Raw genomic sequence first — 25338 nt, forward strand, 5'->3', positions numbered from 1 at the left:
GTCTTTTCGACCTGTACCTTCATGCATGCAGATATTGCGCCGTGAAAACATGACGTCTTACGCCGCATGAGGTGACGGAAGGGAATGCCCCTGCCTCGGCATCGCACCCGCCTTTGGGAGTCTCCCCGGGCACTCGCGGCGAGCTCCCCGCTGCGGGTGCGCCGACAGCTGGTGAAGACAAGACGGTGAGCCTTTTCCAACCTGATGGTGTGGACAGGTGGTTGGCGGGCTGTACGAACTGATGAAGCTCCTGGAAGACGGGTTCACGACCAGGATCACCCGTGCTGACCAGGAGCTTCGTGTGCTTGTCTACCCGTCGGCATCGGTCTGTCCAGCACGCACGTGGGTGAGCTGGCCCAGCACCTGACTGTTCGCCGTCGCGAGATCGGCACTCGGTGGCGGCGCATCACGTCGGGCCGCTAGGCCCTGCTGGTCCTGGCCCACCTGCACTGCGTCGACACCTGAGCCCAACTCACCGCCGGGTTCGGCATCGGGATCGCGACGGTCTACCGCTGCATCCGCGAGGCGATAGATGCCCCGGCCGCCATCGCCCCGAGCCCGGCCGAGGTCACGCAGACCGCGCGCCGGCTGGCTTTCGTGATCCTCGACGGAACGCTCCTGCCGTTCGACCGGATCGCCGCAGACACCCCTTACTACTCTGGCAAACACAAACGCCGCGGCATGAATGCCCAGGTCCTGACCGACCCGTTTGATCGGCTGCCGCAGGCCTCGCCCGCGCTTCCAGGTTCCACGCACGATCTGACCTCCGCGCGTATTCGTGGCATCGTCGACGCATTCACCGATGCGGGGCTCAAGTGCCGGGGAGACAAGGTGTACCAAGGAGCCGGCACACCCGTCCGGGTCCCGTTCCGGGGCCGCCGCCTGAAGAGATGGAAGCGCCATCACCACAGAAGCCACGCCAGGATCCGCTGCCTCGGCGAACAGGCCATGGTGACTCCCAAGGGCTGGCGCCCCTGCAGAAACCCCACTGCAGCACCAACCGATCACCGACATCGCGAAGGCCGTCCCCGTCCTTCATCACGCATCAAAATGAGGTTGGAGAAGACTCAGGGCCTCGTGTGTTCAACATCAGGGGTCAAGGCCCGTTCCGCTAGTTCCGGCGCGCTGGCTGCGTGAATCTGTGTCGTCCTGATGAGGCGTCCCGGCGTTACCTGTCGTTTCCCGAACGGGAGAACATCGCTGTCTGGCATGCCCAGGGCGCAGGCGTTTGCGAGATCGCACACAGGCTCGGACGGGCGCCGTCGAAGGCATCCCGTGAGTTGCGGCGAAAAGCCTCTATCCGGACCTACAAGCTGGACCGCGGGGCCTCGACCGCGCGGTGACACGCTGAACGCTGGGCCGGGCACCTGAAGATGGCCAAACTCGTTGACAATCCGAGGCTGCGAGCCTATTTCCAGGCCCGACTGTCGGAGGACGTCACCGATGCCCGAGGCAACCGTGTGGGTCGGAGGGCCCGGCCTGGAAGGGGCGCAGCCAGCCGCACCGCGGTGACAGGGGCTGGGTGACAGCATGGAGCCTGGAGCAGATCGCGCGACGCCTGCCGGTCGAGTTCCCTGACGATGAGGGCATGCGCATCAATCGTGAGGCGGTCTATCAGGCGCTCTATGTCGAGGGAGGTGTGGGCTGAAACGCGAGTTGGCGGCCTGCCTGCGCACCGGAGGGGCGCTGCACGCTCCCCGGGCACGCAGCCGGCACAAGGCGTGGGCCCACGTCCTCATCGAGCGTCCCGCCGAGGCCGAGGACCGCGCTGTTCCCGGGCATTGGGAGGGCGGCGTTGTTATCGGGCTGAAACGCTCGGCGATCGGGACTCTCGTCGAGCGCCGAGGAGGGCTACGGGGTGGTCTCGCGCAGGAAGAACGGACCCGCTCTGGCCGGCTACGGCGCCACCAAGATGAAGGACGCCCTGGCCAGACGATGACCACACGGCCTGAGCAACTTCGGCGGTGTCCCGCCTGGGACCGCGGCAAGGAGTTGTCCGCGCACGCGGCCTTCACTGTCGAGACCGGCATCCATGTGCTGTGGGCTGTGTTGCGCGACAACTGGACCTTCACCTCCGCCCCGCCGGGTTGACTCAATCATTGAGACTCCTTCGCGCAGAAATCTGTAGCCTGCTGGAGGACCTACACGTCCTCGCGCAGTCGGCGGTTCTCCCACCGCGGCGCGGCGAGCCCGTCACGTTCGCTGCTGGTCAAGCCTTCCGCTCGCTGGCGTCGACTTCTGCTTGTCTCACCCAGTCATGCACCCGGGTCTCGACCAGGTCGAAGTCCTTGGCGACCTGGCCGATCGAACGGTCGCCAAGGCGGCACACCTCAACGATCTCGGCCTTGAACTACGGCGTGAATGACCGGCGAGCGCGACGGGGCTTCTTCTCCATGCTCTCCATGATGGACACCCCGGGGACGAACCCCTGATCTCGAATGCCCGCCAAACCCGGGCGAGCTCACTCGCCCGGCAGTGCGGCACCGAAGCCAGTCTGGAAGCGGAAGCGTCCGGCGTCTTGGTGAGGGCGCTTCCTGCCTGGGGGGAAGCGAGCCGGACCTGCGGTCTCGCAGTACAGTCTTCCTCTCAAGTCCACGTCGTTGAAGAGGTCCAGGACTGGGTGACAGAAGCGGCCTGGCCGGCCAAGCTATCGCCAGTAGATGTTTGGTGGATGCGCGTCGTGTTCGCTTAAAACAGGTACTTCCCGAAGCGAGGAGTGACACATGCGTATTCACATGCGGTCCGTGATAGCCAGCCTCGGCGCTGTAGCGATCATGCTCCTCTCAGGCGTCGGCGTCGCGCAAGCGACACCCTGGCAAGCACCACCACTCCCGAGTGTGACAAGTGGTTGCTGCCATGCGGGGTGTGGCTCTAACCCCTGCGACTAATTCTCGGTGGGCCCGTCTGAAGGACGACGCTCTCAGGGCACGCAGCCGCGACGCCCGCAGCTCACGCTCCAACAACATCATCGGATCATCAGATCACCGCTGCGTGTCGGATCGATTCGGGCTGAGAGCCTCAGTCTATAAAAGCGGTCGTCGCCTCGGCGGAAAACATCGTGACGCTCACCTGAGCCCGAGGACAGACAAGTCTCCACGGACAACGGCGCAGCGAAGGGTTCATGCGAGGCCGGCCCCGCGCTCGCGCTGTGTAGGATCGCTGTCCCCCGTTGGCACGGGTAGTCGGTACGGGCGTGGCGTGCAGCAGGCGCCTGGTGCGATGAGTAACAATCGAGCATGAGCGCAGAGGAGACGGTATCCGGCGCAGTCGGTGTGCTGGTTACTGTAGTCGAAGCATGCGGTGCGTCTGTTATTGGCGTTGGCGCTTTGTGGGCATTCTTGCGACTCATCATTGTAAGTTCCCAAAGTCGACGCACCGAGGACATTATTCCCGTGCGTATCGGGCTAGGGCGCGCCCTCACGATAGGTCTTGAGTTTCAGTTGGCTGCTGACGTACTGCGCAGTGCAGTAGCCCCCAGCTTCCGCGACATTGGGCAGCTTGCTGCGATTGCGGCGATCCGAACTGTCCTGAATTACTTCCTGAATCGCGAAATTAAGGAAGAACGCCGACAAGTCGCTGAAGACCGCGGAAAATCGGACACCTCGCCGCCGTCGCGCAATGGACCAACACTGTCGTGAAGGTCTCGTCGCTAGTCGATATAGGAAGCGCTGCGGTGGTAGGACTGGCCATCCTGGCCTCGGGTGCGGTCCTTGCGAGATTCAGACGCCGCGACGTCGCCTTGCCGGTCCTGCTGGATTTCCTCTCAGCCGCAGGGTTGCTCCACCTCGCAGCAGACCCCAACTTCATGCGTGCGGCCTCGGCGGCCGCTGTGTTGGCCGTCCGACGACTTGCCCTATGGAGCCTTGCGGGCAGGGTACGTGGAGTGAGAGCGCGCTAGAGCCCTGGAGCCGGGACAGCCGACGTCTATCCGTCGGGTTGCCGACCACGTCGATGCGCGTTCTACTGAAAGTGAACTCGAGATGATGCTGTCACGGTACAGGAGAAGCGGCCGAGGGCCCGCGCTCGGAGCGGCGTTCTTGGGTTTTGCGGTGGAGTCTCCGAAAGGCTATTCCGTGTAAGTGAAGTTGAGAGCTGCGACCTAACGGGGCGAGCATGCGGGACTTCAGGCGGCCTGTACGGCCTTCAGGTCAATTATAGACTTTTTCCCCTCCAGATTCGGTCCAGCTTCAGCCTCTCCCGCAATACGAGCGGATGCGGGCGTCAGCGGCCCGGCGCACGTCGAGTACAGCGGCACTTTAAAGGACCTTGTGGTCCCGTCCTTCATGCTGCTAGCTTGTTAAGGCGGCCGCTTTCCTGGTCGTCTCGGCCGCCGTCGGCCTGTACCCGTCGGCGGCCAGCTACAACTCTCAACACCCTCACCCCTCCGCATCAACGAGGGAGTGATTAACCCCCATTCCAATAAACGCAGTAGGGAAAGGAAACCAGCATGCCTTTCATCCGCGTCACACACCCCGCCGGCGCCCTCACAGCCGGGCAGAAGAAAGAGCTCGCATCAACGCTCGCGTACGAGGTCATGGCTCAGGAGCTCGATCCCGTGACGGATGACAGCCTGTCCATGGCTCCCGTATTTTTCCAGGAGATTGACCCGGAGAACTACTTTCCGGGCGGAAAGCCCATGTCGGAAAACTTCGGAAAGACCCGATGGATTGTAGAAGTAGTTGTCGCAGCGGCCTTCTTCAACCAGTCCAGGCGTGACGCGCTCCAGGATACGGTCGGCAAGGCGTTCGTCAAGCTCTTCGGCGATGACGGGTCTGAGATTGTCCGCGGAAAGCTGCGGATTAGTCCCGCCTATTTGTTGCAGCTGCACACGGTGATCGTTGAGATCCCTGAGGGGAACTGGGGATCGGGCGGTCGCACAATCGAGATTGACGAAATCGGCGAGATTCTCGGCTCCTACGAGGGGCAGGAGCGGCTTCAGGAAGCCCGTGAGAACTCGGCCAAGCTGAAGGCTGCCCGCGTCTCCTGACGTCCGCCCGTTATTCGCAGGCGAGCTCTCTCCATGCGTTTGAATCCTGCCCAAAGTAAGTTTCTGCCTCCAGGTGATGCCCTAATCGATCACTGAAACGTTTCTTCAACGAGCGCTACGGACTAGGCCGATACTGCGGCAAGGGCTGGCAGGCTGGCATGGCAGGAGCTGTGCCGTACTCAACGTGATAGAGGTAGCTGTTGTCGGCGTTGGTCGACCTCTGCGTCACCAGCGGTTCAAGAGTGCAGCCTGTGCCATATAAATTGTGGCGCAGGCTGCAAGTGGCTTGGTTTGTACGTTCGGGAGTCGTCCGATTCAGGTAGCTATTGGAACGCGACTGTCGGATGACGCCTGGGCCTCCTCAGCCTGGCCGCCGCCCTCTGCTACAGACGGCTCGTCTGCCTGGTCACTTGGGACACGCGCTTTAGTGGCGGCTCTTATGGATCTGCTGCATCATCACGGGGCTGCCCTGGGCCTGGGCGCGACTCATGTTGGTGTCCGAGGAAGTCCCCCATCCCGTGATCGGTGATCTATGCCCGTTAGTCCTGGATCGAACCATTGAACATGGGCGAGCCCTTAATCCAGCGTTTGAGGTTCACCACTACGCCCCTCGGAATTTCGCAGTTGTACTCGCTGCCGGTGTCCTGGTGAATTTCTGCCCAGCACAAGGCGTCCGCCGTTCCTGGTGTCGCGATCTTTACATCGAGGTCGTAAGGCTGGCCCCACTCACCAACTGAAACGACGACACACCGTTGCGGGTCCAGCCCTGGGGAGCGGTGAGTATGTCGGCGATCTGGTCTGTAGCGTCGATGAGTGAGAGATCGATCCCGTTCTCGACCTCCACTCTGTAGCGCAAGACCTTCGTACCGTGACCGACTTTCCAGCCGCTGGCCTGTGCGGTGGAGAAAGTACCCCGGCCTGTCGCGAGGACTTCGGTCGCGGCGGACGGGGGTGACGGAGGCGTCGGCTTGGAGGTAGGTCTTTCGAGTTGGTGGGTGATTGCGCGTGTGGTGTTCTCGCTGGTGGGTGGCGTGATCCGGATGTGGTGATCGTGGTCAGTCGGACGGTTCTCGCGCATCAGGCGTTCGTGGGGGTCTCTCGGGGGCATCTCGCCTCGGTGGTTGAGGAGTTGCCTGGCCCGTGGCAGACCGTGGTCGAGGGGCGTCGTTATGAGGCTCGCGGCGGGGCCAGGTAGCGCGAGGCAGGAGCGGGTGTCCGGCATCGGCTGGTGTTCGTCGACCGGCTCGTGGCCAGGCTGATTCACTGGCGGCACGACGTGCCGCAGGCGGCGTTGGGGCTGCTGTTCGGCGTCGACCGCTCCACCATCACCCGTGCGATCGGCGAGATACGAGGCTGGCTCGCCGAGCGGGGATGCGCGGTCCCAGACCGGCCCGGCCTGCGGCTGCGGCTGCGGCTGCGGATCCTGGCGGATGTGTTCGCCTACGCCCAGGCCGAAGGCGTCCAACTCCGGTTGGACGCCACCGAAGTCCAGGTTCGCCGGCCCCCGGCGGCGGCAGGCGGGCGTTCGTCTCAGGCAAGAAGAAACAGAACACGATGAAGGCCACCGCCGTCGCCGGCCATCAGGGCCGCACGCCCTGGACCGATGCCCTGCGACCAGGGCGAACGCCTGACACTACCGCCGCACGCAACGAAAGCATCCCTCCCTGCCTCCACCACTTTCGCGACGCGGAAGTCCTCTTGGACGACCGCCGCCCCGGACTCCGTCACAATCATCCGGGCCAAGCGGTGACCCCGCCCCGGAAGGCAAACAAGATCAGTCCGCCCGAGGTCCCCGACGCCCGCCCACAACCGCGACACCAGCACCCCTCGAAGCGCATCACCGTCGAACACGCCCCCGCCGATCACAAACGCTGGAAGCAACCGATCCACCAGACCCACCGACGAGAAAACCCGCCCGCCACCTACCGGGCCAACGCCGGCCCCGACTCCAACCGCAACACCACCGACTGACACAAACCCCCAGGTCAGAGACCCACGCCTCCAACACAATCACGCACCGGCTCGTAAGCGTCGAAGGGGCAGTGTGGGGAACCCTGATCTGTGCCGTTGCCGTCGGCGGATGCGGCGCACTGCCCGGCATCTCACCGGGCTCGCCGCCCGGGAGGAAGGCCGTGGAACCGAGCACGCCGGTGATTACCAGGGCACCGAGCAACAAACCCATGTGCCGACGGACCGGGCGGCCGCGCCGGTGTAAAGTCCGCAGGTGAGGGGCATGGCCTTGTAGCGTTACGCGGGTAGCGGCGGGAGGGGCGGGTTGTCGCTGCCGAGCGGAGCACATAGCAGGGCAGGCGGCCTGTAATACGTAATGGACATTAGCCCAATGTGTCACGAAATGATAACTCGTCGCTTCGCGCCAGGGCCCATCGTTGCGGACCGGATCGCTGGGCCTCTCACCCGGTCACGGCTTCCGAGACGCTCAGGCACGTCAGCCAGGACCTAGGTATCCCTCTAGAGTCCCGCCCTTCAAGGGGCTCGAAGGCCGGCCCCCTGGACCGTATACAGGTTTGGCTCACGCATACTGTCGACATGCCTCGAGTCCTACTCGTCGAAGACCACCCCGCTGTCCGCATGAGCGGGCAACCGGCATTGCGCCGCCAAGGCTCACCACGTCCTTGCCGCAGGAACGGGTGACCAGGCAATGGAACAGCTGCAACCCCCCACGCCGACGCCGTCGTGTTCGGCCCCATGCATGCCTCATGCGTCCGGCCTCGACTTGTGCTGTCGAATACAGCATCACGACGATGTACGGATCACCATGGTGACTGCAAAAGATGAAGGCACCGACGTCGGCAAGGAGCTGGAGGCAAGCGCCGACGACTACGTGTTCAAACCTACGCGTGCCTGGGCGCTCGATGCACGGAAACGGGCGATCCTGCGCACACAGGACCGGAAGGTCTCCGATGCCGCCTGCCCCAGGGCAGAGCCCCACGCGGAACTATCCATAGAGCGGGCCCGACGCAGAGTGACCCACCCAGGTGGACGGGCCACAGTGACCTCCTCCGAGCTTCGGCTACTGCAAACCCTGTTGGCCTCGCCCCGCCTGGTGTTCAGCCACCTGCAGCCACTGGAAGCCGTCGGCAAGCACAGCCGCCACGGCGACGTGCGGCTGACGGGCGCCTCCGCCAATCGATTCCGGAGCAAGCTGAGCGGGCTGGGCGAGGGCCTGCAGTGCATCCAGACCCTACGCGGCACCGGTTACCGCTTCTGTTCCCTGTGAGCGCCGCGAGAGCAGTACGGGCTCAGGAAGCCGTACGAGAACACAAGGCCGAGGTGGCTGCAGAGATGCGCGGGGCTGGCGCAGCGGGCCGGGGTCCCGGGCCGATTCGCCTCTTCCGGAAACTCCTGGCGAAGACCCCGCTTCCGCTGCGAGGCCTGCGCGCCCGCCTCGTCACGGCCTTCGCCTTGATTGCCGTGATCAGCGCCCTGAGCACCGGGACCCTCGCCTTCCGGGAGGCGCGTACGGGAGTACTCCAGGAGAGCCAGGACACCGTCATCCAACGGTTCAGGACCAGCGTCGACACCGCCGCCGGAGGCCTCCCCGTGACACCGAGTCGGGCGCAGTTGCAGAATGCAGTGGGCGAAGTAGTCAGCACCAACCAGGCACAGAGCTGGCAGGTGCTGGCCACGTACGGCAACCTCCGCGCGAGCAACGCGCCGAACAACGTCTTCGGCCTGCTGGGCGCGGATCTGCGCCGGTCCGTGCGGACTAAACGCGCCGCCGTGTTCCAGCGAGTGAACGCTGACGGGCGTCCTTACCTTGTTGTTGGTCTGCCGGTCACGTCCAACGGGGGTGAGGGCAAAGAGGCCGAACTTTCCGGCGTCGTAATGTATCTGGTGGTTCCTCAGAACACCGAACAGGCCTACGTCAAGTCGATGGTCAATGCCATCAGGCACGCCACCTTGGTGGCGCTGTGCCTTGCCGTCCTCATGGCGTTGCTCGCCGCAAGCGCAGTACTCCGTCCGGTACGGGCACTGCGCCAGGCCACTCGCCGGATGGCCGAGGGACACCTCGACGTCCGCTTGGCCGTCAACGGATCCGATGAACTAGCCGACCTGTCACGTTCGTTCAATGACACCGCGGCCGCACTGGAGCGGTCCGTAGCCGAACTACGCCGCCTGGAAGCCCAGGCACGCCGCTTCGTCGCAGACGTCTCCCACGAACTGCGGACGCCGCTTGCCGCGATGACCGCAGTCACCGAAATCCTGGACGAGGGTGCCTTGCGTCTCGACCCGGAGACCAGCGAAGTTCTGCGGCTCATCAGCGAGGAAACCAACCGGCTGGGGAGTCTGGTGAATGACTTGATGGAGATCTCCCGCTTCGACGCCGGCGTGGCGGAACTACACCTGGATGAGATTGACTTGGCTGAATCCATACAGCGCACCCTCGCCTCTCGTGGCTGGCAGAGCCGGGTTGATACCCGCCTGACGGCTCCAGACGCGCTTAGAGCACGCGTGGATCCGCGTCGAATCGACGTGGTGGTGGCTAACCTCGTCGGCAACGCTCTGCGGCACGGCGCGCCGCCAGTGCGGCTGGCCGTGAGTATGCGAGAGGAGCCGCCGGGTTTCGCATGGGCCGTCATTGAAGTGACCGACCGAGGATCAGGCATCACCGAAGAGGCAATGCCGCACATTTTCGAACGCTTCTACAAGGCGAATACGACACGGGGCAGGAGCGAGAGCAGCGGACTGGGCCTGGCCATCACCGCGGAGAATGTGTACTTGCACGGAGGACGCATCAGCGCGGCGAACCTGACTGCGGGCGGCGCGGCCTTCACGGTCGAACTCCCACTCATACGCGAGGGGACCTCCGACAACGCTGCCACGGACGCCTGGTGAAGGGCTCGCGCCTGGTAGCGCTCCTGGTGGGCCTCACCATCACGCTCATGCTGGGGGCGTGCGGGGTATCCCCGTCCGGCGTTATCGAAGCCGGCGCCCCCGCGAGCGGCATTGTATCGCCCCCTGCGCTCCTTCCGGCACCGACCAGCATCTCCCTTTACTTTTTGCATGACGGCGAGCCAGCACCGTACACACGCGAGTTCAACGGTGACGTCGCCCTGCGCACTATCCTGGGCATGCTGTTCGACGGGCCGATCGCGAACGAGGCCGAAACGGCCACCACGCAATTGCCCCACTTGGCGGTTGGGCCAGAGGTCAGGATCGGCAGCGACAAGACCATCATCATCCATCTTGGCGAAGGAACACCTCCCCTCAGCCACCTCGCCATGCGGCAGCTGCAGTGCACAGTGGCGGACGTACCCAGGGCGGAGCAATCCCGGTCGCCGGTAGTCACGGGTAACGCTGCGACCGCAAAGGGCAGCCCAACACGTGGTCCGTCCGACGCCGCGCGTGTGACGATCCAAGTTCTCGGTGACGGATGGAAATCGACGCAGGCGGGGGGATCGTGCCCGAGGCCACTCCGACCGTAGTCACCACGAGCCGACTGGCACGAGGTCTCGAGACCTGAGCAAGGATGTCTCAATGCTCCGCTAGCACTTCTCGTTTTGCTTGATAGTCAATGCGACGTAACAATTGACTGGCTTGGCTGACCCTGACGAGTTCGGACGCGTGGGGGGATAGCCTCATCCAGACCACGCGCAATTTACCCGTCGCCGAGCAGAGCGGAGCAACGGCCTCCTGTTCACCCCACTGGTTGGAGATCAGGGAGGAGACAGGGGCGCTCATAGCCGACTGGCAGCAGGGCGCCGTAGGCCCTGCCGCGGTCTCGACCCGACACTGAGCCTTTTCCAACCTGCCTCAGCAGTCTGCCGGTTGGGCTGACAACAGGGTGAAGCCCCTGGTAGATGGGTTTTCGTCCAAGAGAACCGTCTCCACCAGAGGCTTCGCATGCTTGTCTACCCGCCGGGCGTCAACGTGTCCAGCTCCACCCTGCGCTTCCTCGCGCAACAACTGCGACGGCACCGCCGTGCGATCGGGTCCAGATGGCGGCGGCTGAGCGCGGGTCGCCAAGCCCTTCTCGCACTCGCCCACCTGCGCGTGGGACACACCTACGCCCAGCTCGCTGCCGGATTCCGCGTCGGGACCACGACCGCCTACCGCTACGTTGCCGAGGCCGTCGACCTCCTGGCCGACCCCGCGCCCACCCTGGCCGACGCCGCCCGCACCGCGTCGATGAAAGCCTTCGTCCTACTGGACGGCACCCTGCTGCCGATCGACCGCATCGCGGCGGACCGCCCCTACTACTCCGGCAAACACAAGAAACACGGCATGAACGTCCAGGTCCTCACCCATCCCTTCGGCCGACCCCTGCGGGTCTCGCCGACCCTGCCGGGCGCCCTCCACGACGTCCACGCGGCCCGGGAACACGGCATCATCGACGCCCCCGCCCAAGCCGACACCCCCTGCTGGGCGGACAAAGGCTACCCAGGAGCCGCCGGCACCGTCCGCATCCCGTACTGGGGGCGACGGGACAACCTTTCAGCAGGTCAACAGGCAGCGAACCGCTCTCACGCCAAGATTCGCGCACTCGTCGAACACGCCATGGCCACCCTCAAGTCGTGGCGGCTCCTCCGCAAGCTGCGGTGCTCCACCACCCGGATCACCGCCTTCGTGCAAGCCGTCCTCACCCTGCATCTGGCCAGCTCAGAGCGATGATGGAAAAGGCTCACTGGTAGTAGGGCAATTGAATTCCCCCTCAGCGTCCGAGAGCCGGGTGTGATGACGAGTCGCACCCCAATTTCTCGAACACAAGGTTGAACCGAAGGTCATGCATGTATGAACCCGAGGCTTCTGGAGTGGCCTGGCGCCGACAGCGACGCTCCGGCCTGGGTCCTGGGTCCTGGGCTCGGGCGTGAGCAAGGTCCGGCCACGCCCCCAGCGGGCCCGGCCAGCTGCCTGACCCGCCTGCCACCGACTGCTTGTGCGCCTCTCTCTGATGGGAGAAATGCGTTTGGCACACTGACCCTGATGAGAACGGGGCAACATACTTCGGAGGTCACCTTGTTGCTCTGGCCAAGAGTCTGCCGTCGCGTCGCCTCTGCCGGCCGTAACGTCGTGCTGTACACCCACCGCGACACTCTGGCCTGCGACCTGCAGGCCGGTCTGCCGGCTGTGCCCGGCGTCGAGGTCGACCTACTACTACCCCACCGGTGAAGGACTCAGCATCGGCGATACTGGCGACGTTTTCCCCCGGACGACGGCCGAAGACATGCCGGCTTGGCATGCGTTGGCTGGCGCGGCGCCCTCGCAACCACCACCGTCCTCGTCTGCCACACTGCCCTCGCGGGACTCCTCTTTGCCGGGCCCTGAAAGCGCGGTCGGGACCATCAAGTGGGCTCCTGTTCAACTGGCCAGATAGCCACGGCAATGGCTTCGTCACCCTCGTCGGTGGCCAGCTCACACCTACGCCGCCCACCGGACTGGACATCGAACTCGTGCCTGCATCAGCCCCAACCGCATGACGTCAGTGCCTGTGCTGTTTTCACCCTCGACAGGCAATGCTGAAGAGAGCCATTGTGACGAAGCACAAACGCAAACCCCCCGGGCAGCTCACCCATGCGCTGCCCACGCGCCGCCGCCGACGTTTAGTCTGGTGCGAGCGGAACGCGGGCGCTACGCCCGGGGCGGCAGGGACCGAAGGGGCGGCGAGCGCGGCATGTACGGGTGGTTCTGGCGGCATCTGCCGGGCAACACGTGGGTGCGTGCGGCCCTCTCGATCGTTCTCGCACTGATCGTCGTGTATCTGCTGTTCCAGTACGTCTTCCCGTGGGCGGAGCCGCTGTTGCCCTTCAACGACGTCACGGTCGACGGCGGATCGGGAGGTGCGGCCGGATGAGCGCGCGCATTCTTGTCGTCGACAACTACGACAGCTTCGTCTTCAACCTCGTCCAGTACCTCTACCAGCTGGGTGCCGAGTGCGAGGTGCTGCGCAACGACGAGGTGACGACGGCCCACGCGCAGGACGGCTTCGACGGCGTCCTGCTCTCACCGGGCCCCGGCACCCCCGAACAGGCGGGCGTCTGCGTCGAGATGGTGCACCACTGCGCGGCGACGGGCGTGCCCGTCTTCGGCGTCTGCCTCGGCATGCAGTCGATGGCCGTCGCGTACGGCGGTGTCGTCGACCGCGCCCCCGAACTGCTGCACGGCAAGACCTCGCCGGTCCAGCACGGCGGGCAGGGCGTGTTCGCGGGGCTGCCGTCACCGTTCACGGCGACGCGGTACCACTCGCTCGCCGCCGAACCCACGACGGTCCCACCGGAGCTGGAGGTCACCGCCACCACGGCCGACGGCATCGTGATGGGGCTGCGGCACCGCGAACTTCCCGTCGAGGGCGTGCAGTTCCACCCGGAGTCGGTGCTCACGGAACACGGCCACCTGATGCTCGCCAACTGGCTGGCCCAGTGCGGTGACCCGGAGGCGGTGGCCCGGTCGGCGGGGCTGGCGCCGGTGGTGGGGAAGGCTGTCGTCGCGTGACCGCACTGCGCCCCGAGCACGAAGGCGAGATCGGCGCCTCGTACAAGCCACAGGGGACGTACGAGGGACGCGACGACGATGACGACGCGTTCGAGGCGGTCGTCGGCGGCCTCGCCGATCCGCTGACGGACCCGATCCCCGCCACCGCACGCGCGGTCCGGCGCGAGGACGGCGAGGCCCCGCCGCCGCCCGCCCCGACGCGGGCGGGCGACCGGGCCGCGGACACGGCACGGGCACAGAACCGCGACGCGGACCGGCCGCGGGAGGCGCGGAGCACCGCGTCCGGGGAGCGGACCGGCGACGCGGGCACGGGTCGCCGCGCCCGGACCGGGCCACCGGCGTCGGCGATTCCCCCGTCCGGGGCGCAGGATCACGCCGGGATGCCGGACCTGGGCCTTGCGCCCGTGCCGGGCCCCGAGGCCACGGCGTATCTCCGCAGGACCCCGCCCGCACCGGCGCCCAGGCCCGGGCCGGACGCGGACGCGACCGCCTTCCTGCCGAAGACGCCGCCCGCACCGGCGTCCACCGCGCCCGCGTTCTCCGACGCCGAGCAGACGCTCATATCGCTGCCTCTCGGGGCTTCCGGGGGCACCGCCCGGAACCGGCCCCCGGCACCGGCCGGTCCCGTGCGGCAGCCGCCCCAGGCGCAACAGGAGCCGCGCCAGCCGAAACAGCATCCGCGACAACAGGCGCGGCAGCAGCCGCAGCCTCAGGCGCCGCCCGTACCGGACGTCCCGACGGCCGCCGTGCCGACGGGCGTCGGCGCGGTCGATCAGGAGACCGTGGCCCTGCGGACCGCCGACGTACGCCGTGCCGTCGACGGCGACACCGAGGCCGCCACCCCGGCCGGGGGCCGTGCCGAGCGCCGCAAGGCCGCCAAGGCGGGCACCCGTGGCCGCAAGAAGGCCCCGACGGCTCCCGCGGCGGCCCAGCAGCGGCCGCCGGGCCGCCCCCTCACGCGCATCGAGGCGCGCCAGGCGGCGCGCGCCCTCAAGGACAGCCCGGGGGTCGTCGTCAGCCGGGCCGTGGGCGAACTGTTCATCACCTTCGGCGTGCTGATGCTGCTGTTCGTGACGTACCAGCTGTGGTGGACCAACGTCAGGGCCGACAACTTCGCCAACAACGAGGCCAGCAAGATCCAGAGCACCTGGAAGAGCAACAAGGGCCCCGCCGCGGGGGCCTTCGAGCCTGGTCAGGGCTTCGCGATCATCCACATCCCCAAGCTGGACGTGGTCGCGCCGATCGCGCAGGGCGTCAGCAAGGAGAAGGTCCTCGACCACGGTGAGGTCGGCCACTACTCCGAGGGCGGGCTCAAGACGGCCATGCCCGAGGACAAGACCGGCAACTTCGCGCTCGCCGGTCACCGCAACACCCACGGCGAGCCGTTCCGCTACATCAACCAGCTCGTGCCCGGGGACAAGGTCGTCGTCGAGACGCAGGACGAGTACTACACGTACGAGATGACGCGGACCCTCCCGCAGACCTCCCCCTCCAACGTCGGCGTGATCTCGCCGATCCCGCAGGGATCCGGGTTCACCACGCCGGGCCGGTACATCACGCTGACCACGTGCACGCCGGAGTTCAGGAACACCTACCGGCTCATCGTCTGGGGCAAGATGGTCAGCGAACAGCCGCGCAGCCAGGGGCTTCCCGCCGCCCTCCAGCACCACTGACGGGCGCCGCGCACACGCAGGACGAGATCGACAACTGGAACGGGGCGAACAGGGGTGGCATCCACGACCGGCGGACGGGAAACGAACGGTCGTTGCTGTCGTGATTTCGCCTCGCTCTACGTCCCCGCTCGGCGGGACGTAGGGCTAAAGAAGGCGGCAAGTCTGCCTCCGGCCCGCGGTGTCCCGCACTGCCCGCCCGGTGTGGTTGTTCCAGGTAACCGGCCGTCCGCCACGCGATCTGTGGTTCTTGCGGTGGGTAGCCTGATCTTTCTCCCGGACGATGGTCGCTTTGAGCCAGCGTTGGCACGGGTGGGAACCCATCCCTGCTGGGCGAGCATGCCTTACCGTCGGTGACTGCCCGTCGTGGTCCTGGGCACCGCACGCTCGATGTCGTGATCCTATCCGTGGCCCGCTCGCTCGCAGCTGTCCATGAACGGCGACGAGGCCTCGAAGCGCAGATCGGCCGGCTGCTCGAAGCTCACCCTCTCTCCGCGTCCCTGACCTCGATTCCACGAGTTACGGCCAGGACCGCCGCCACCTTGCTGGTCACCGTCGGCGGCGGCACCAGCTTCCCTACTACCGCCCGCCCGACCTCCTACGCAGGCCCCCCATGACCAAGTCACCGGACACCTCGATCCGCAGCGAACACGCCCCCGACCCGAGGCGGAAATCGGTCACTCAAACGCGTTGATGGTCCTCTTCGCATTCGCAGCCCTGCACGATCCCGCCTCCCGAAGCTACCCCAGCCCCGGCGGAAAAATCACACCGAAGCACACCTCCGCCTCGCTCGACAACGTATCAACGTCCTCCGCGACGGCACATGCTACGAACCAAAAACCCCAGGACTGGCTTGTGTAGTCAGGGGGCCATCCTCGCGTGCAGGACTGCGGCTTCTTTCCACGCGTGCCGGAAGCGGTATCTGCTGGCAGAGGTCATGCGAGGCGCGCAATGCTTGTTCTCTGCGCTCATAGGGGTTCCCCGGCCAGTAGATACGCTACAGAGATCGCTAAGCGTTGTCCCGTAACCCAGGGCAGAGGTCGGTAGGTCACCACAAGCAGATCTGATTGTCCGGTTGCGCCCCGTATCGCGGCCTAAACGGGATCCTAACCAGGTAGGTCGAACCGGACATCGGCAAGCGATACCCAGAGTTACGGGACAGCCCTTAGGCTGATCTCATCGTCCCGAGGGCGCCACGCGTTGTTCGAACCGTGAGGCCGCCCAGCGGCCCGTGGTGATGGTCCCGGAAGAAGAGGGAAAGAGGAGTGATCCCCCCGCTTCCCGCGCATGCGGGGATCACCCCACGCGTCGTTTGGACCGTGAAGCGGTTGCTCTCTGCTCCTCGCGCCTGCGGGGATGACCCTGGCCGTCAGTGGACGTGTGCTGTCAACGCACACTGCTCCCCGCACTTGCGGGTTGGTCCCCGAGGTGGCACTGACCTGCCGACGAGCTGCCCCTGCGCCTGACGGCCCCTTCACTTCCTGGGGCGGGCGGGCGCGAAGCTTCGCTTTCCGACTCACTGAACCTGCGGACGCTACGCCCTGCGGGTGGAGGCGAGCGGTCAGCATGTCACGCCGGGACGCGTGGGATACCACCAGTGGTCACTGGACGGAGTGAAGCCGGGGCAGTGAGCAACTTGTTTGAGCTTGTTGAAGATGCATGTATCGTGAGGTGGGGTGAGGCTAGGCCAACTTGGCAGGTCCTTGAGGTGGTTGCAGTGCAGGACGACTGCTGTCTCGGTTACATGTGCACAGGGGAATGCGACCCAGACTGTGAGGGCTTTTTCGAGAGGGATGCCGACTCGCCCATTGACGGCAGTGTTGTGGATCCCTCAATGAATGGGTTCTTGGCTGCAGATTGTCCGATCGTCCCCATGCAACGTCGCTCCGTTCTACCCAACCCTCCTTATGACCAATAACGACCCGTTGCCCACCTATTTATTAAGGTCCAGGCGGTCGTCTCGGGGGGCGCTCTACGAGTCAGTTTTCCTCAGGGCAAGACAAACCGTGCGTGGAGGGGCCCAGGGTGCGGCGTGTCCCGGCGCAGCCACGGCTTGGTTGGCGAGCCAACTCGGTGCATCCCACCCTTCCTCCGAGGCCTGTTGTCGCTGCGATACGTACCAACGTTCCGTTGCTCATATGTCACCGAGACCCTCCCGCCACGCAGGGGTATCCGCACCGCGCCTACGGCTGCCTGCAGCAGGATCGTCAGCGCCGGGAGTTGGGCTCGGCAAGGGCGAGATGGCGGACGAGGCCAAGGATTATGGCTTCAACGAAGGGCAGTTCGTCCCCGGTAGAGGTAGAAGCAGCGACCAGCGACGACATCTCGGGCGGCGGCCTCGCGGGCCCCATCGCGCATGACGTGATGAAGGCCGTGATCGACAGTGGCAAGTGAGCCGCACGGGATCGCGCACAGGGTGCGGTCACAGCCGCGCGTCCGGATACCGAGGGGGGAAGCCTCCTCCGTACCGGTCGTGTATCAGCTCGTCCGCCCCGGCGAATCCGGCTCGGCGAGCTCGGTAGCCTTTGCGCGGGCAGCACACCGCCGGACCACACGCAGGTGCGGTCGGTACTGACGGAGAGGGCCGGAACAGACATGGATGAGCCGCGTCGCCTCGGCGGCCGGTACGAGCTGGGCTCGGTGCTCGGCCGTGGTGGCATGGCCGAGGTCTACCTCGCGCATGACACCAGGCTCGGCCGGACCGTCGCTGTGAAGACGCTTCGCGCGGATCTCGCGCGCGACCCGTCCTTCCAGGCCCGGTTCCGCCGGGAAGCCCAGTCCGCCGCCTCGCTCAACCACCCGGCGATCGTCGCGGTCTACGACACCGGCGAGGACTACGTCGACGGGGTCTCCATCCCGTACATCGTCATGGAGTACGTCGACGGCTCCACGCTGCGTGAGCTGCTGCACTCGGGCCGCAAGCTGCTGCCGGAGCGCACGCTGGAGATGACGGTCGGCATCCTCCAGGCGCTGGAGTACTCGCACCGCAGCAACATCGTCCACCGCGACATCAAGCCGGCGAACGTCATGCTGACGCGCACCGGCCAGGTCAAGGTCATGGACTTCGGCATCGCGCGCAACATGGGCGACGTCGGTATGACGATGACGCAGACGGCGGCCGTGATCGGCACCGCGCAGTACCTCTCCCCCGAGCAGGCCAAGGGCGAGAGCGTCGACGCCCGCTCGGACCTGTACTCCACCGGCTGTCTGCTGTACGAGCTGCTCACCGTCCGTCCGCCGTTCGTGGGCGACTCCCCGGTGGCCGTCGCGTACCAGCACGTACGGGAGGAGCCGCAGACTCCCAGCGTCTTCGACCCGGAGATCACGCCCGACATGGACGCGATCGTCCTCAAGGCGCTGGTCAAGGACCCCGACTACCGCTACCAGTCCGCGGACGAGATGCGCGCCGACATCGAGGCGTGCCTCGACGGCCAGCCCGTCGCGGCGGCGGCCGCCCTCGGCGCCGTCGGATACGGCGGCGGCTACGGCGCGCAGGACCAGCCCACGACGGCCCTGCGCCAGCAGGACCCGGGCGGCCATACGTCGATGCTCCCGCCAATGAACCCCGACGACGGGGGCTACTCCGGTCACGCTGGTTACGACGACCGGTCGGGCGGCCGGCGGCGGCAGCAGAAGAAGTCCAACACCGGCACGATCCTCATCGTGATCGCCGCTGTCTGTGTGCTGGTCGGCGCGATCCTCATCGGCAAGTCCATCTTCACCGGCGGGGGCGCGGGCTCCCAGCAGACGGATGTCCCCTCGCTCGTGGGCCAGACGATGGCACAGGCGAGGCAGCTCGCGACCAACGCGGACGTCAAGGTCTCCCAGTCCGGCACCGGCCGCTGCGCGCAGCCCAAGGGCTCCATCTGCAGCCAGACACCCGCGGACGGCCGGATGGACACCGGCGCCACGATCTCCGTGGTCGTCTCGGCGGGCGCGCCGAAGGTCGACGTGCCGGAGGAGAAGGGCGAGGACCAGGACTCCGCGACCCAGGAACTGCAGGGCAAGGGCTTCAAGGTCGACGTGAAGACCGTCGAGTCCGAGCAGGACGAGGGCACGGTCATCGACCAGAACCCGGCGGGCGGCTCGCAGGCGGCCAAGGGCGCGACGGTCACCTTGAAGATCGCGAAGGCGGCGAAGGTCAACGTTCCGCCGGTGACGGGCCAGCAGCTCCAGCAGGCCCAGGCGCAGCTGGAGAAGAACGGTTTCGTGGTCGACGTCGAGCAGGTCGACAACGACGCGCCGGCCAACACGGTCGTCACGCAGAGCCCTCAGGCCAACGTGTCGGCGGCCCTGCACAGCCACGTGAAGCTCCAGGTCTCCAAGGGCCCGGCGAAGCCGCAGGTCGCGGTTCCTGGTGACCTTGCCGGCAAGAAGCTCGGCGACGCGCAGAACGAACTCCACGGCCTCGGGATCACTCCGGCACTCGCCACTGGATCGCCGAATGACCCGAACAACTCGTTCGTGTCTTCCGTGCAACCGGGCGCCGGCACCGCGGTCGATCAAGGCAGCACCGTCACCCTGACCACGGTCGGCCCGCCGTCCGGCAACGGCGGCAACCAGAACGGCGGCCTCCAGAGCGGCAACTTCAAAGGGCACCACTGACGTTCCGCGGCAAAGACGGCCGGTGCGGCCGCCACTACGGTCAGAGCCGCGCCTTCGGCCACGAGTCTGTAGCGGCTGCGCCATCGTGGTCTCACAGGTCGTCACCTAACTTTCGAATCGATTTTCTGGACGAGACACGGCATCTGGTTGTCCAAGGGGCCCGCCTCCCGAACATGCGGGGCTCGTAGTGTGCGAGGTGCGCGGTCGACGGCGTTATCGCAGGCGCGACCGGCGTCGACGCCTACGAGTTTCCAGGCTCCGAAGGCCTGCTCCGCAATGGGTCGGGTTGAGGCCTGAGACCGGCGTCAACTGGCGTGGGGCTTCTCCGCCCGAGTGCCTGAGCCGGTGGGGTCGTGCCGGGCGGGAGGTTGCACCTGTTTGGCGACCGGGAGGCGGCAGAGCGTTTTTGCGGTGGTGGGCGCGGTCCCTTGTTGCGGCTTGTGATTCACGGCCCTGTCCCCGCTGCGGCGGTGATCCTGACGCACCATCCGTGAACTCCGCCAATTCACACCGGAGTCAGCGGACGTCCCCCAGATAGCAGGGGGCCTCATGCCGATGGGCTCACTTATTGAGCGGTTGCCACGCCGGCCCTGTCCTTGGATGGTGATCCTGGCAGAGGTTCGGGTTCCTCTCCGACCCTCTGTGTCAGCCGTGCCCCCTCACCGGTCGTTGCTACGCGAGACATGGTGCGCACAAAATGTTCACGAACATATAGGGTGTTCGCATAATCGCGCGGTTCTGCACGTGGGACTACAGAGGTGTGCCCTGAAGATCGGCCCCGCCATACCTCTGCAGCAGTGGATCGGTCAGGTGGTGACTGGTGTGATCGCGGTATCGGGGCTCCCAGGTGGGCCCTTCCCCGTGTTGAGCGCACGCCGCTTCGGTAGGCCCGTGACCGTAGTGCGCCGAGAGGGCGGGGGCGAACCACGTGAGGTCGAAGCAAGGAACCCGTTGCTGGAGGACCGAGTGCTCCTGACCGCGACTCGCTGGCACACGATGCGAACGCTGGTGTGGTGTGAATCACGGGAACTGCACGCTGTCGCCCGACAGGTATCTGTGTGACGCAATCTCTGCGAGCCCGCATCAGGGCGAGTGATCCAGAAGCCTTCCGGGAGCTTTACCAGGACATGTCCCAGGCTGTCTACGCCCATGCCTTCCGTGCGACCGCCGACTGGTCGGCTGCCGAAGACGTCGTTTCCTTGACGTTCCTCGAGGTCTGGCGACTGCGGGAGCGCTTGGAGGACAGCGACGAGAGCGTTCGCCCCTGGGTATACGGGATCGCCACCAACGTGCTCCGGAACCGATGGAGAACAGCCCTCAGACACCAGGAGACGTTTAAGAAGCTCCGTCCGCCCCCCGATATCCCCGACTTCTCGGACGACGTGGTGGAGCGCCTGGATGGGACGGACAGGCTGAAGGCCGCGCGTCGGGCGCTCGGGAAACTGCGACGCAGTGATCGCGAGGTCTTCATGCTGTGTGTGTGGTCCGACCTGAGCTACTCCGCCGCAGCGGACGCGTTGGGCATCCCAGTCGGCACGGTGCGCTCACGGCTTTCCCGCGCTCGCGCTCGCCTCCAGAAGCTCACGAAGCAGGAGTTCGAAAACGCGAGAGAAAAACGGGAACCGCGGGACGGCTCCGTACAGATACAGGGTGACCGCACATCAGCGGTCCGGTCCATGGAAGGGAGAGCACGATGAACGCTCCGAATGACGGTGAAGCTGCCGAGCGTCGCGAGCTGTCCGAACTGCTGCCGGCCGCCGGTATCTCAGGTTTCTCTTCCGCCCGATCCCAACGTCTTGAGGACTGTTTGATGCAGGAAATACATCAGGCGAAGAACGATTCGCCGCCGCGAGCAGCGCGTACGACCCGGCCTCGATGGGCGCTGGTTGCCGCGCCGGTAGCCGTCCTCGCGGTCGCTGCAGGCGTCGTCGTCACCGTGTCTGCGAACTCTGGTTCTAAGGCCGACAGCGTCGCTATCGCGCCGACCGTTAAGGTCGAGCCCGCCTCAGCCAAGGGCGCGACGGCCTTCCTCCAGCAGGTCGCCGACGCAGCCGCCAAGCAGAAAGCCCCGACTGCCCAGGCCGATCAGTTCGTCTTCGTGCGCAGCAAGGTCGGTTTCACCCGGCAGGTCAAGCAGCGTACGACGGACGGCCTGGCCAAGCTTGACGCGGTGCACGACCGCGAAGTGTGGCTGGCCCAGAACCCCTCCAAGGATGGACTCATCCGTGAGGGCGGGGACGATATGACCCTGCACGCCCTCGGCGACAACGCACAGGTGGACGGCAAGGCGGTCAAGAACGACGAAGCGGAAGTGGGCACCGAGAGCGCGGCGCGGATCGCCGAGCTTCCCACAGACCCGGGTACGCTCCTGAAGAAGATCTACGCCGACACCAAGGGCGACGCCCCCGGCAAGGACGCCGCCGCCTTCAACTGGATCGGAGAGGCAGTCGGCGAGCAGATCGTTCCGTCGGACGTCGCTGCGGCGATCTGGAAGACGGCTGCCGAGATTCCAGGTGTCGTCCTCGTCAAGGACTCCACGGACGCGGCTGGCCGACACGGCGAGGCTATCGCCTACGTGTCCAACGGCGAGCGGACGGAGTACATCTTCGACGCGACCACCCACCTTTACCTGGGCGAGCGCAGCTACCTCGTGAAGGACACGGCGCAGGGCAAGGCCGGGATGCTCACGGGCACCACCGCCGTCCTCTCGCGCGGTGTGGTCGACAAGATCGGTACCGAGCCGGACGGCAAGACGGCCTAGCGCTTGTCCGCTCGATCTTGTGACTGTCTGACTTCTGACTCGGTGTCCTGGGCATGAGGCAGGGTGACTTGACGGATGCGGAGTGGGAACGGCTGCGGCCGTTCCTGCCGGTCAGCAACAACCGTTGTGGCCGGTGACGGGGTCACCGGCAGGTGATCGACGGGATTCTGCACCGGGTGTGAACCCGCGTCACTGGCGTGACCTTCCGGCAAGGTTCGGGCCGTGGAAGACGGTTTACGAACGTCGTCAGCAGTGGTCGGCGGACAGGACAGGGAACGCCTGTTGCAGCAGGTCCAGGCTGAGGCCGCCGCGGCTGGTGACATCGACTGGGACATTGCGGTCGACTCCACGATCGTGCGCGGGCATCAACACGCGGCTGGTGCCCGCGCGGCTCCGCCGCCGGCCCCTTCAGGGGAGGTCTCGAACAGGCAGAACACCAGGAGGAGACGCCTTGGCAGAGCCTGCACGGCCGGCCGGCCGACCGGCTGGTGGAGGTGAGGGCCCGGGCCGCTCGCGGGGCGGGTTCACCACCAAGCTCCACCTGAGCGCGGACGGCCGCTGCCGCCCGCTGTCCCTGATCGTCACTCCGGGACAGCGGGCGGACTGCCCGCAGTTCAAGCCCGTGCTGGAGAAGATTCGCATCCCTCGGACCGGGCCGGGCAGGCCGCGCAAGAAACCCGACAGCGTCGCGGCGGACAAGGCTTACAGCAACGGCCCGTGCCACGAGTATCTGCGGCGACGGGGCATCCGGCACACGATCCCGGAGAAGACCGACAGCCAGGCCGCCCGCCAGCGTAAAGGCTCACGCGGCGGACGCCCACCCGCCTTCGACACCGAGCGGCACAAGGTGGGCCGAGGCCCGGGTCAGGGTTGCGCGTGCCCACGAACGGACGGCCGATGCGCGGCGTGAGTTCCACCACCAGCTCTCCACCAAACTGATCCGCGAAAACCAAGCGGTCGCCGTGGAAGACCTGGCGGTCAAAGGACTCGCCCGCACCGGCCTGGCCAAGTCCGCACACGACGCCGGATGGCAGGCGTTCACCACGATGCTGGAGTACAAAGCCGCCCTGTGCGGGCGGGCCTTCCACCGCATCGGACGCTTCGAGCCGACGTCCCAGGTGTGCTCGCAGTGCGGCGTCAAGGACAGCCCCAAGCCCCTGCACGTCCGCACGTGGACATGCAGGGCCTGCGGCGCCCACCTGGACCGGGACATCAACGCGGCGGTCAACGTCGCCAAGGCCGCCGGACTGGCCGTATCAGCCTGTCGAGCGCGGGTAAGACCGGTACTCGTACCGGCGCAGCGCGAAGAAACAGGAACCCAGCCGAAGCCCCAGCCGGCGACCACCAGCAGGCAGACGGGAATCTCCCTCCTTCAGGGCGGAGAGGATGTCAATGGCCGAACGATCCGAAGGCGGACAGTCGGCTGTGGTTTTTGCGCCCCCGCCCAGAGAAGCGGACGCACCACATCACCGCCGAGCTCCGGGATGAGGGTGAGCGGCACACCATAAACGGGTCGCCCGTGTGATGCACCAGGCCGGCCTGGCGGGTCTGCGCCAGCGGCGCAGGCAACGCACCGCGGTGGCGGACCCGGACCGGGCCGCGGCGAAGGCCACGGCCTTGATCGGCCGCGACGTCACCGCAAGTGAACCGAACACGAAGTACGTCGTCGACCTCGCCTCGCGCCGCCTCGTCGGCTGGGCGGTCGCGGATCACATGCGAACCGATCTCGCCCAGTGCGATCGGCAGCCCGGCGGACAACGCACTTGCCGAGTCGTTCAACGCGATGTTCATGCGGGAGACGCTTCACGGCCGAAAGAGCCGGCGCAGCGAGCACGAAGCCCGTCTCAACGCGTTCCGCTGGCTGCACCACTACAACACCTGATGCGATCACTCCCGCTTCGGACACCGCAGCCCCGATCGCCTACGAGACCCCGTCCCGAGCAACATCAACTACGCTGACAACAGCCGCATCACCCGCGTCCAAAATTCGAGGTCAAGGCCCGGGCTGTCCTCGCCCGGGCTCCAGTCAGGACAGGCACCTCGGCCGTGACGAGATCCCCGATATCTGGTAGCCAAACCCACAGTCTCACGCGGGCTTCCGGGCCCGTACGCTGAACGCCATGCAACTTACGGGAAAGATCACCAGTACCCGGCCCTTGCTCGTGCTCGCGGTCAAGGAAGAGGCCAAGTTCCTCGACACGGGCCTACCTGTCCTCCTGACGGGAATGGGCAAAGTCAACGCGTCCACCGCACTAGCCTCCGCACTCGCTGGCGGTCCATTGCCGTCGGGCGTCATCAACCTCGGGACCGCCGGGGCCCTGCGTCCAGGGTGGACGGGAACCTTCCCCATTGGGACGGTCATCCAGCACGATCTGGACAGCGAGACCCTGCGTGCCCTGACTGGCGAGACTTATGGCGCACCCCTGATAGTCGGGAGTCCGGATGGCCCCACCCTGGCCACAGGGGACTCCTTCATCGACGACGAGGCCGCTCGTGCCCGCCTGGCAACAACCGCATCCCTAGTCGACATGGAGGGGTATGCGCTCGCGGCGGCTGCGCACCAGTTCGGTATGCCACTGCAGATCGTGAAGCACGTCAGTGATGACGCTGCTGAGGGAGCCGCCGGAACCTGGCGAGAGGGTATTGCCGCATGCGCACGTGCCCTCGCGGACTGGGCCGCCCAAAACATCTCCAGCTATTCCTGAGGGTTCTCACTTCAGGAAGGCCTGCACGACGGCGCTCCTCTGGGGCCCGGCCCCGAGGCCGGTAGCCCAGCTGTCGCAAGCCGACTCCGTAGGCGGGGATGCACTGCGCCGAACCGGGAACAACAGTAGCGAGCCCCACCAACGTAAGCAGTGCTCACA

At 66.1% G+C, this 25338-nt stretch carries 17 protein-coding genes and 5 pseudogenes; 20 read left to right on the plus strand and 2 right to left on the minus strand.

All coding sequences use genetic code 11. The features are described 5' to 3' along the window. Nucleotides 1–321 precede the first annotated feature (321 nt). The 4 genes and pseudogenes from OG310_RS37810 to OG310_RS37825 all read left to right on the plus strand — a co-directional run bounded on the left by OG310_RS37810 (nucleotide 322) and on the right by OG310_RS37825 (nucleotide 4987). Nucleotides 322–1054 (plus strand): annotated as a pseudogene (locus OG310_RS37810) (transposase family protein). A 61-nt stretch (nucleotides 1055–1115) separates the two neighbouring features. Further along, nucleotides 1116–2064 (plus strand): annotated as a pseudogene (locus OG310_RS37815) (IS30 family transposase); the annotation flags it as partial. Nucleotides 2065–3236: 1172 nt separating this feature from the next. Continuing rightward, a complete protein-coding gene (locus tag OG310_RS37820; protein ID WP_329460718.1) occupies nucleotides 3237–3638 on the plus strand; it encodes a DUF1622 domain-containing protein in 402 nt (133 codons plus the stop codon). Nucleotides 3639–4447: 809 nt separating this feature from the next. Beyond that, a complete protein-coding gene (locus OG310_RS37825; protein WP_329460719.1) occupies nucleotides 4448–4987 on the plus strand; it encodes a tautomerase family protein in 540 nt (179 codons plus the stop codon). 697 nt (nucleotides 4988–5684) lie between these two features. Here the strand turns inward: OG310_RS37825 and OG310_RS37830 are convergent. Beyond that, the gene (locus OG310_RS37830; RefSeq protein ID WP_329460720.1) at nucleotides 5685–6065 is read right to left on the minus strand and encodes a DUF3152 domain-containing protein; all 381 of its coding nucleotides are present in this window, start codon (nucleotides 6063–6065) and stop codon (nucleotides 5685–5687) included. Between OG310_RS37830 and OG310_RS37835 the strand changes: the two are divergent. The 14 genes and pseudogenes from OG310_RS37835 (at nucleotide 6039) to OG310_RS37895 (ending at nucleotide 23982) form a co-directional block, all read left to right on the plus strand. After that, nucleotides 6039–6958 (plus strand): annotated as a pseudogene (locus OG310_RS37835) (transposase family protein). The gene OG310_RS37830 and the pseudogene OG310_RS37835 sit on opposite strands and share 27 nt — an antisense overlap. Nucleotides 6959–7646: 688 nt before the next feature. Further along, nucleotides 7647–8225, plus strand: coding sequence for a response regulator transcription factor (locus OG310_RS37840; RefSeq protein ID WP_329460721.1), 579 nt, complete (start codon nucleotides 7647–7649; stop codon nucleotides 8223–8225). 65 nt (nucleotides 8226–8290) lie between these two features. After that, nucleotides 8291–9844 carry a HAMP domain-containing sensor histidine kinase gene (locus OG310_RS37845; RefSeq protein ID WP_329460824.1) on the plus strand — a complete coding sequence of 518 codons (1554 nt, stop codon included), beginning with the start codon at nucleotides 8291–8293 and terminating at the stop codon, nucleotides 9842–9844. A 1008-nt stretch (nucleotides 9845–10852) separates the two neighbouring features. Then, nucleotides 10853–11620, plus strand: a complete 768-nt coding sequence (locus OG310_RS37850; RefSeq protein ID WP_329460722.1) for a transposase family protein — start codon at nucleotides 10853–10855, stop codon at nucleotides 11618–11620. 1000 nt (nucleotides 11621–12620) lie between these two features. Then, entirely contained in the window at nucleotides 12621–12800 is a 180-nt protein-coding gene (locus OG310_RS37855; RefSeq protein WP_329460232.1) for a hypothetical protein, read from the plus strand. Continuing rightward, entirely contained in the window at nucleotides 12797–13438 is a 642-nt protein-coding gene (locus OG310_RS37860) for an aminodeoxychorismate/anthranilate synthase component II (RefSeq protein ID WP_329456850.1), read from the plus strand. Before OG310_RS37855 ends, OG310_RS37860 begins: the two co-directional genes overlap by 4 nt. Before the next feature lie 494 nt (nucleotides 13439–13932). After that, complete coding sequence (locus tag OG310_RS37865; RefSeq protein WP_329460825.1) at nucleotides 13933–15111, plus strand: class E sortase; 1179 nt, start codon at nucleotides 13933–13935, stop codon at nucleotides 15109–15111. A 368-nt stretch (nucleotides 15112–15479) separates the two neighbouring features. Then, nucleotides 15480–15953: pseudogene (locus OG310_RS37870) on the plus strand (transposase); the annotation flags it as partial. A 1417-nt stretch (nucleotides 15954–17370) separates the two neighbouring features. Further along, entirely contained in the window at nucleotides 17371–17502 is a 132-nt protein-coding gene (locus OG310_RS37875; RefSeq protein WP_329460831.1) for a hypothetical protein, read from the plus strand. 201 nt (nucleotides 17503–17703) lie between these two features. Continuing rightward, nucleotides 17704–19713 (plus strand): Stk1 family PASTA domain-containing Ser/Thr kinase, encoded by a 2010-nt coding sequence (pknB, locus tag OG310_RS37880; RefSeq protein ID WP_329460723.1) that lies wholly within the window; start codon nucleotides 17704–17706, stop codon nucleotides 19711–19713. Nucleotides 19714–20771: 1058 nt separating this feature from the next. Then, nucleotides 20772–21410 (plus strand): RNA polymerase sigma factor, encoded by a 639-nt coding sequence (locus OG310_RS37885; protein ID WP_329460725.1) that lies wholly within the window; start codon nucleotides 20772–20774, stop codon nucleotides 21408–21410. After that, complete coding sequence (locus OG310_RS37890; RefSeq protein ID WP_329460726.1) at nucleotides 21407–22474, plus strand: CU044_5270 family protein; 1068 nt, start codon at nucleotides 21407–21409, stop codon at nucleotides 22472–22474. Before OG310_RS37885 ends, OG310_RS37890 begins: the two co-directional genes overlap by 4 nt. Before the next feature lie 379 nt (nucleotides 22475–22853). Next, nucleotides 22854–23285 (plus strand): annotated as a pseudogene (locus OG310_RS38825) (transposase); the annotation flags it as partial. Next, a complete protein-coding gene (locus OG310_RS37895) occupies nucleotides 23203–23982 on the plus strand; it encodes an RNA-guided endonuclease InsQ/TnpB family protein (protein ID WP_329460826.1) in 780 nt (259 codons plus the stop codon). The pseudogene OG310_RS38825 and the gene OG310_RS37895, both read left to right, overlap by 83 nt. Here the strand turns inward: OG310_RS37895 and OG310_RS37900 are convergent. After that, nucleotides 23864–24265 carry a hypothetical protein gene (locus OG310_RS37900; RefSeq protein ID WP_329460727.1) on the minus strand — a complete coding sequence of 134 codons (402 nt, stop codon included), beginning with the start codon at nucleotides 24263–24265 and terminating at the stop codon, nucleotides 23864–23866. The genes OG310_RS37895 and OG310_RS37900 overlap by 119 nt on opposite strands. Here OG310_RS37900 and OG310_RS37905 point away from each other — a divergent pair. Next, entirely contained in the window at nucleotides 24258–24356 is a 99-nt protein-coding gene (locus OG310_RS37905) for a hypothetical protein (protein WP_329460728.1), read from the plus strand. The genes OG310_RS37900 and OG310_RS37905 overlap by 8 nt on opposite strands. Nucleotides 24357–24594: 238 nt before the next feature. Beyond that, nucleotides 24595–25179: a nucleosidase gene (locus OG310_RS37910; protein ID WP_329460729.1), complete on the plus strand. Its 585-nt coding sequence runs from the start codon at nucleotides 24595–24597 to the stop codon at nucleotides 25177–25179. Nucleotides 25180–25338: the final 159 nt, after the last annotated feature.

It is taken from the genome of Streptomyces sp. NBC_01497 (assembly GCF_036250695.1).
Taxonomy (GTDB): domain Bacteria; phylum Actinomycetota; class Actinomycetes; order Streptomycetales; family Streptomycetaceae; genus Streptomyces.

What these genes read in the sequence shown, in the direction of transcription:
- OG310_RS37830 (WP_329460720.1), bottom strand. Translation starts at nt 6,065, where the DNA reads ATGCGCGAGAACCGTCCGACTGACCACGATCACCACATCCGGATCACG.
- OG310_RS37860 (WP_329456850.1), top strand. Translation starts at nt 12,797, where the DNA reads ATGAGCGCGCGCATTCTTGTCGTCGACAACTACGACAGCTTCGTCTTC.
- OG310_RS37825 (WP_329460719.1), top strand. Translation starts at nt 4,448, where the DNA reads ATGCCTTTCATCCGCGTCACACACCCCGCCGGCGCCCTCACAGCCGGG.
- pknB (WP_329460723.1), top strand. Translation starts at nt 17,704, where the DNA reads ATGGATGAGCCGCGTCGCCTCGGCGGCCGGTACGAGCTGGGCTCGGTG.
- OG310_RS37820 (WP_329460718.1), top strand. Translation starts at nt 3,237, where the DNA reads ATGAGCGCAGAGGAGACGGTATCCGGCGCAGTCGGTGTGCTGGTTACT.
- OG310_RS37910 (WP_329460729.1), top strand. Translation starts at nt 24,595, where the DNA reads ATGCAACTTACGGGAAAGATCACCAGTACCCGGCCCTTGCTCGTGCTC.
- OG310_RS37875 (WP_329460831.1), top strand. Translation starts at nt 17,371, where the DNA reads ATGGCTTCAACGAAGGGCAGTTCGTCCCCGGTAGAGGTAGAAGCAGCG.
- OG310_RS37840 (WP_329460721.1), top strand. Translation starts at nt 7,647, where the DNA reads ATGGAACAGCTGCAACCCCCCACGCCGACGCCGTCGTGTTCGGCCCCA.
- OG310_RS37850 (WP_329460722.1), top strand. Translation starts at nt 10,853, where the DNA reads ATGCTTGTCTACCCGCCGGGCGTCAACGTGTCCAGCTCCACCCTGCGC.
- OG310_RS37845 (WP_329460824.1), top strand. Translation starts at nt 8,291, where the DNA reads ATGCGCGGGGCTGGCGCAGCGGGCCGGGGTCCCGGGCCGATTCGCCTC.
- OG310_RS37855 (WP_329460232.1), top strand. Translation starts at nt 12,621, where the DNA reads ATGTACGGGTGGTTCTGGCGGCATCTGCCGGGCAACACGTGGGTGCGT.
- OG310_RS37900 (WP_329460727.1), bottom strand. Translation starts at nt 24,265, where the DNA reads ATGAACATCGCGTTGAACGACTCGGCAAGTGCGTTGTCCGCCGGGCTG.
- OG310_RS37905 (WP_329460728.1), top strand. Translation starts at nt 24,258, where the DNA reads ATGTTCATGCGGGAGACGCTTCACGGCCGAAAGAGCCGGCGCAGCGAG.
- OG310_RS37890 (WP_329460726.1), top strand. Translation starts at nt 21,407, where the DNA reads ATGAACGCTCCGAATGACGGTGAAGCTGCCGAGCGTCGCGAGCTGTCC.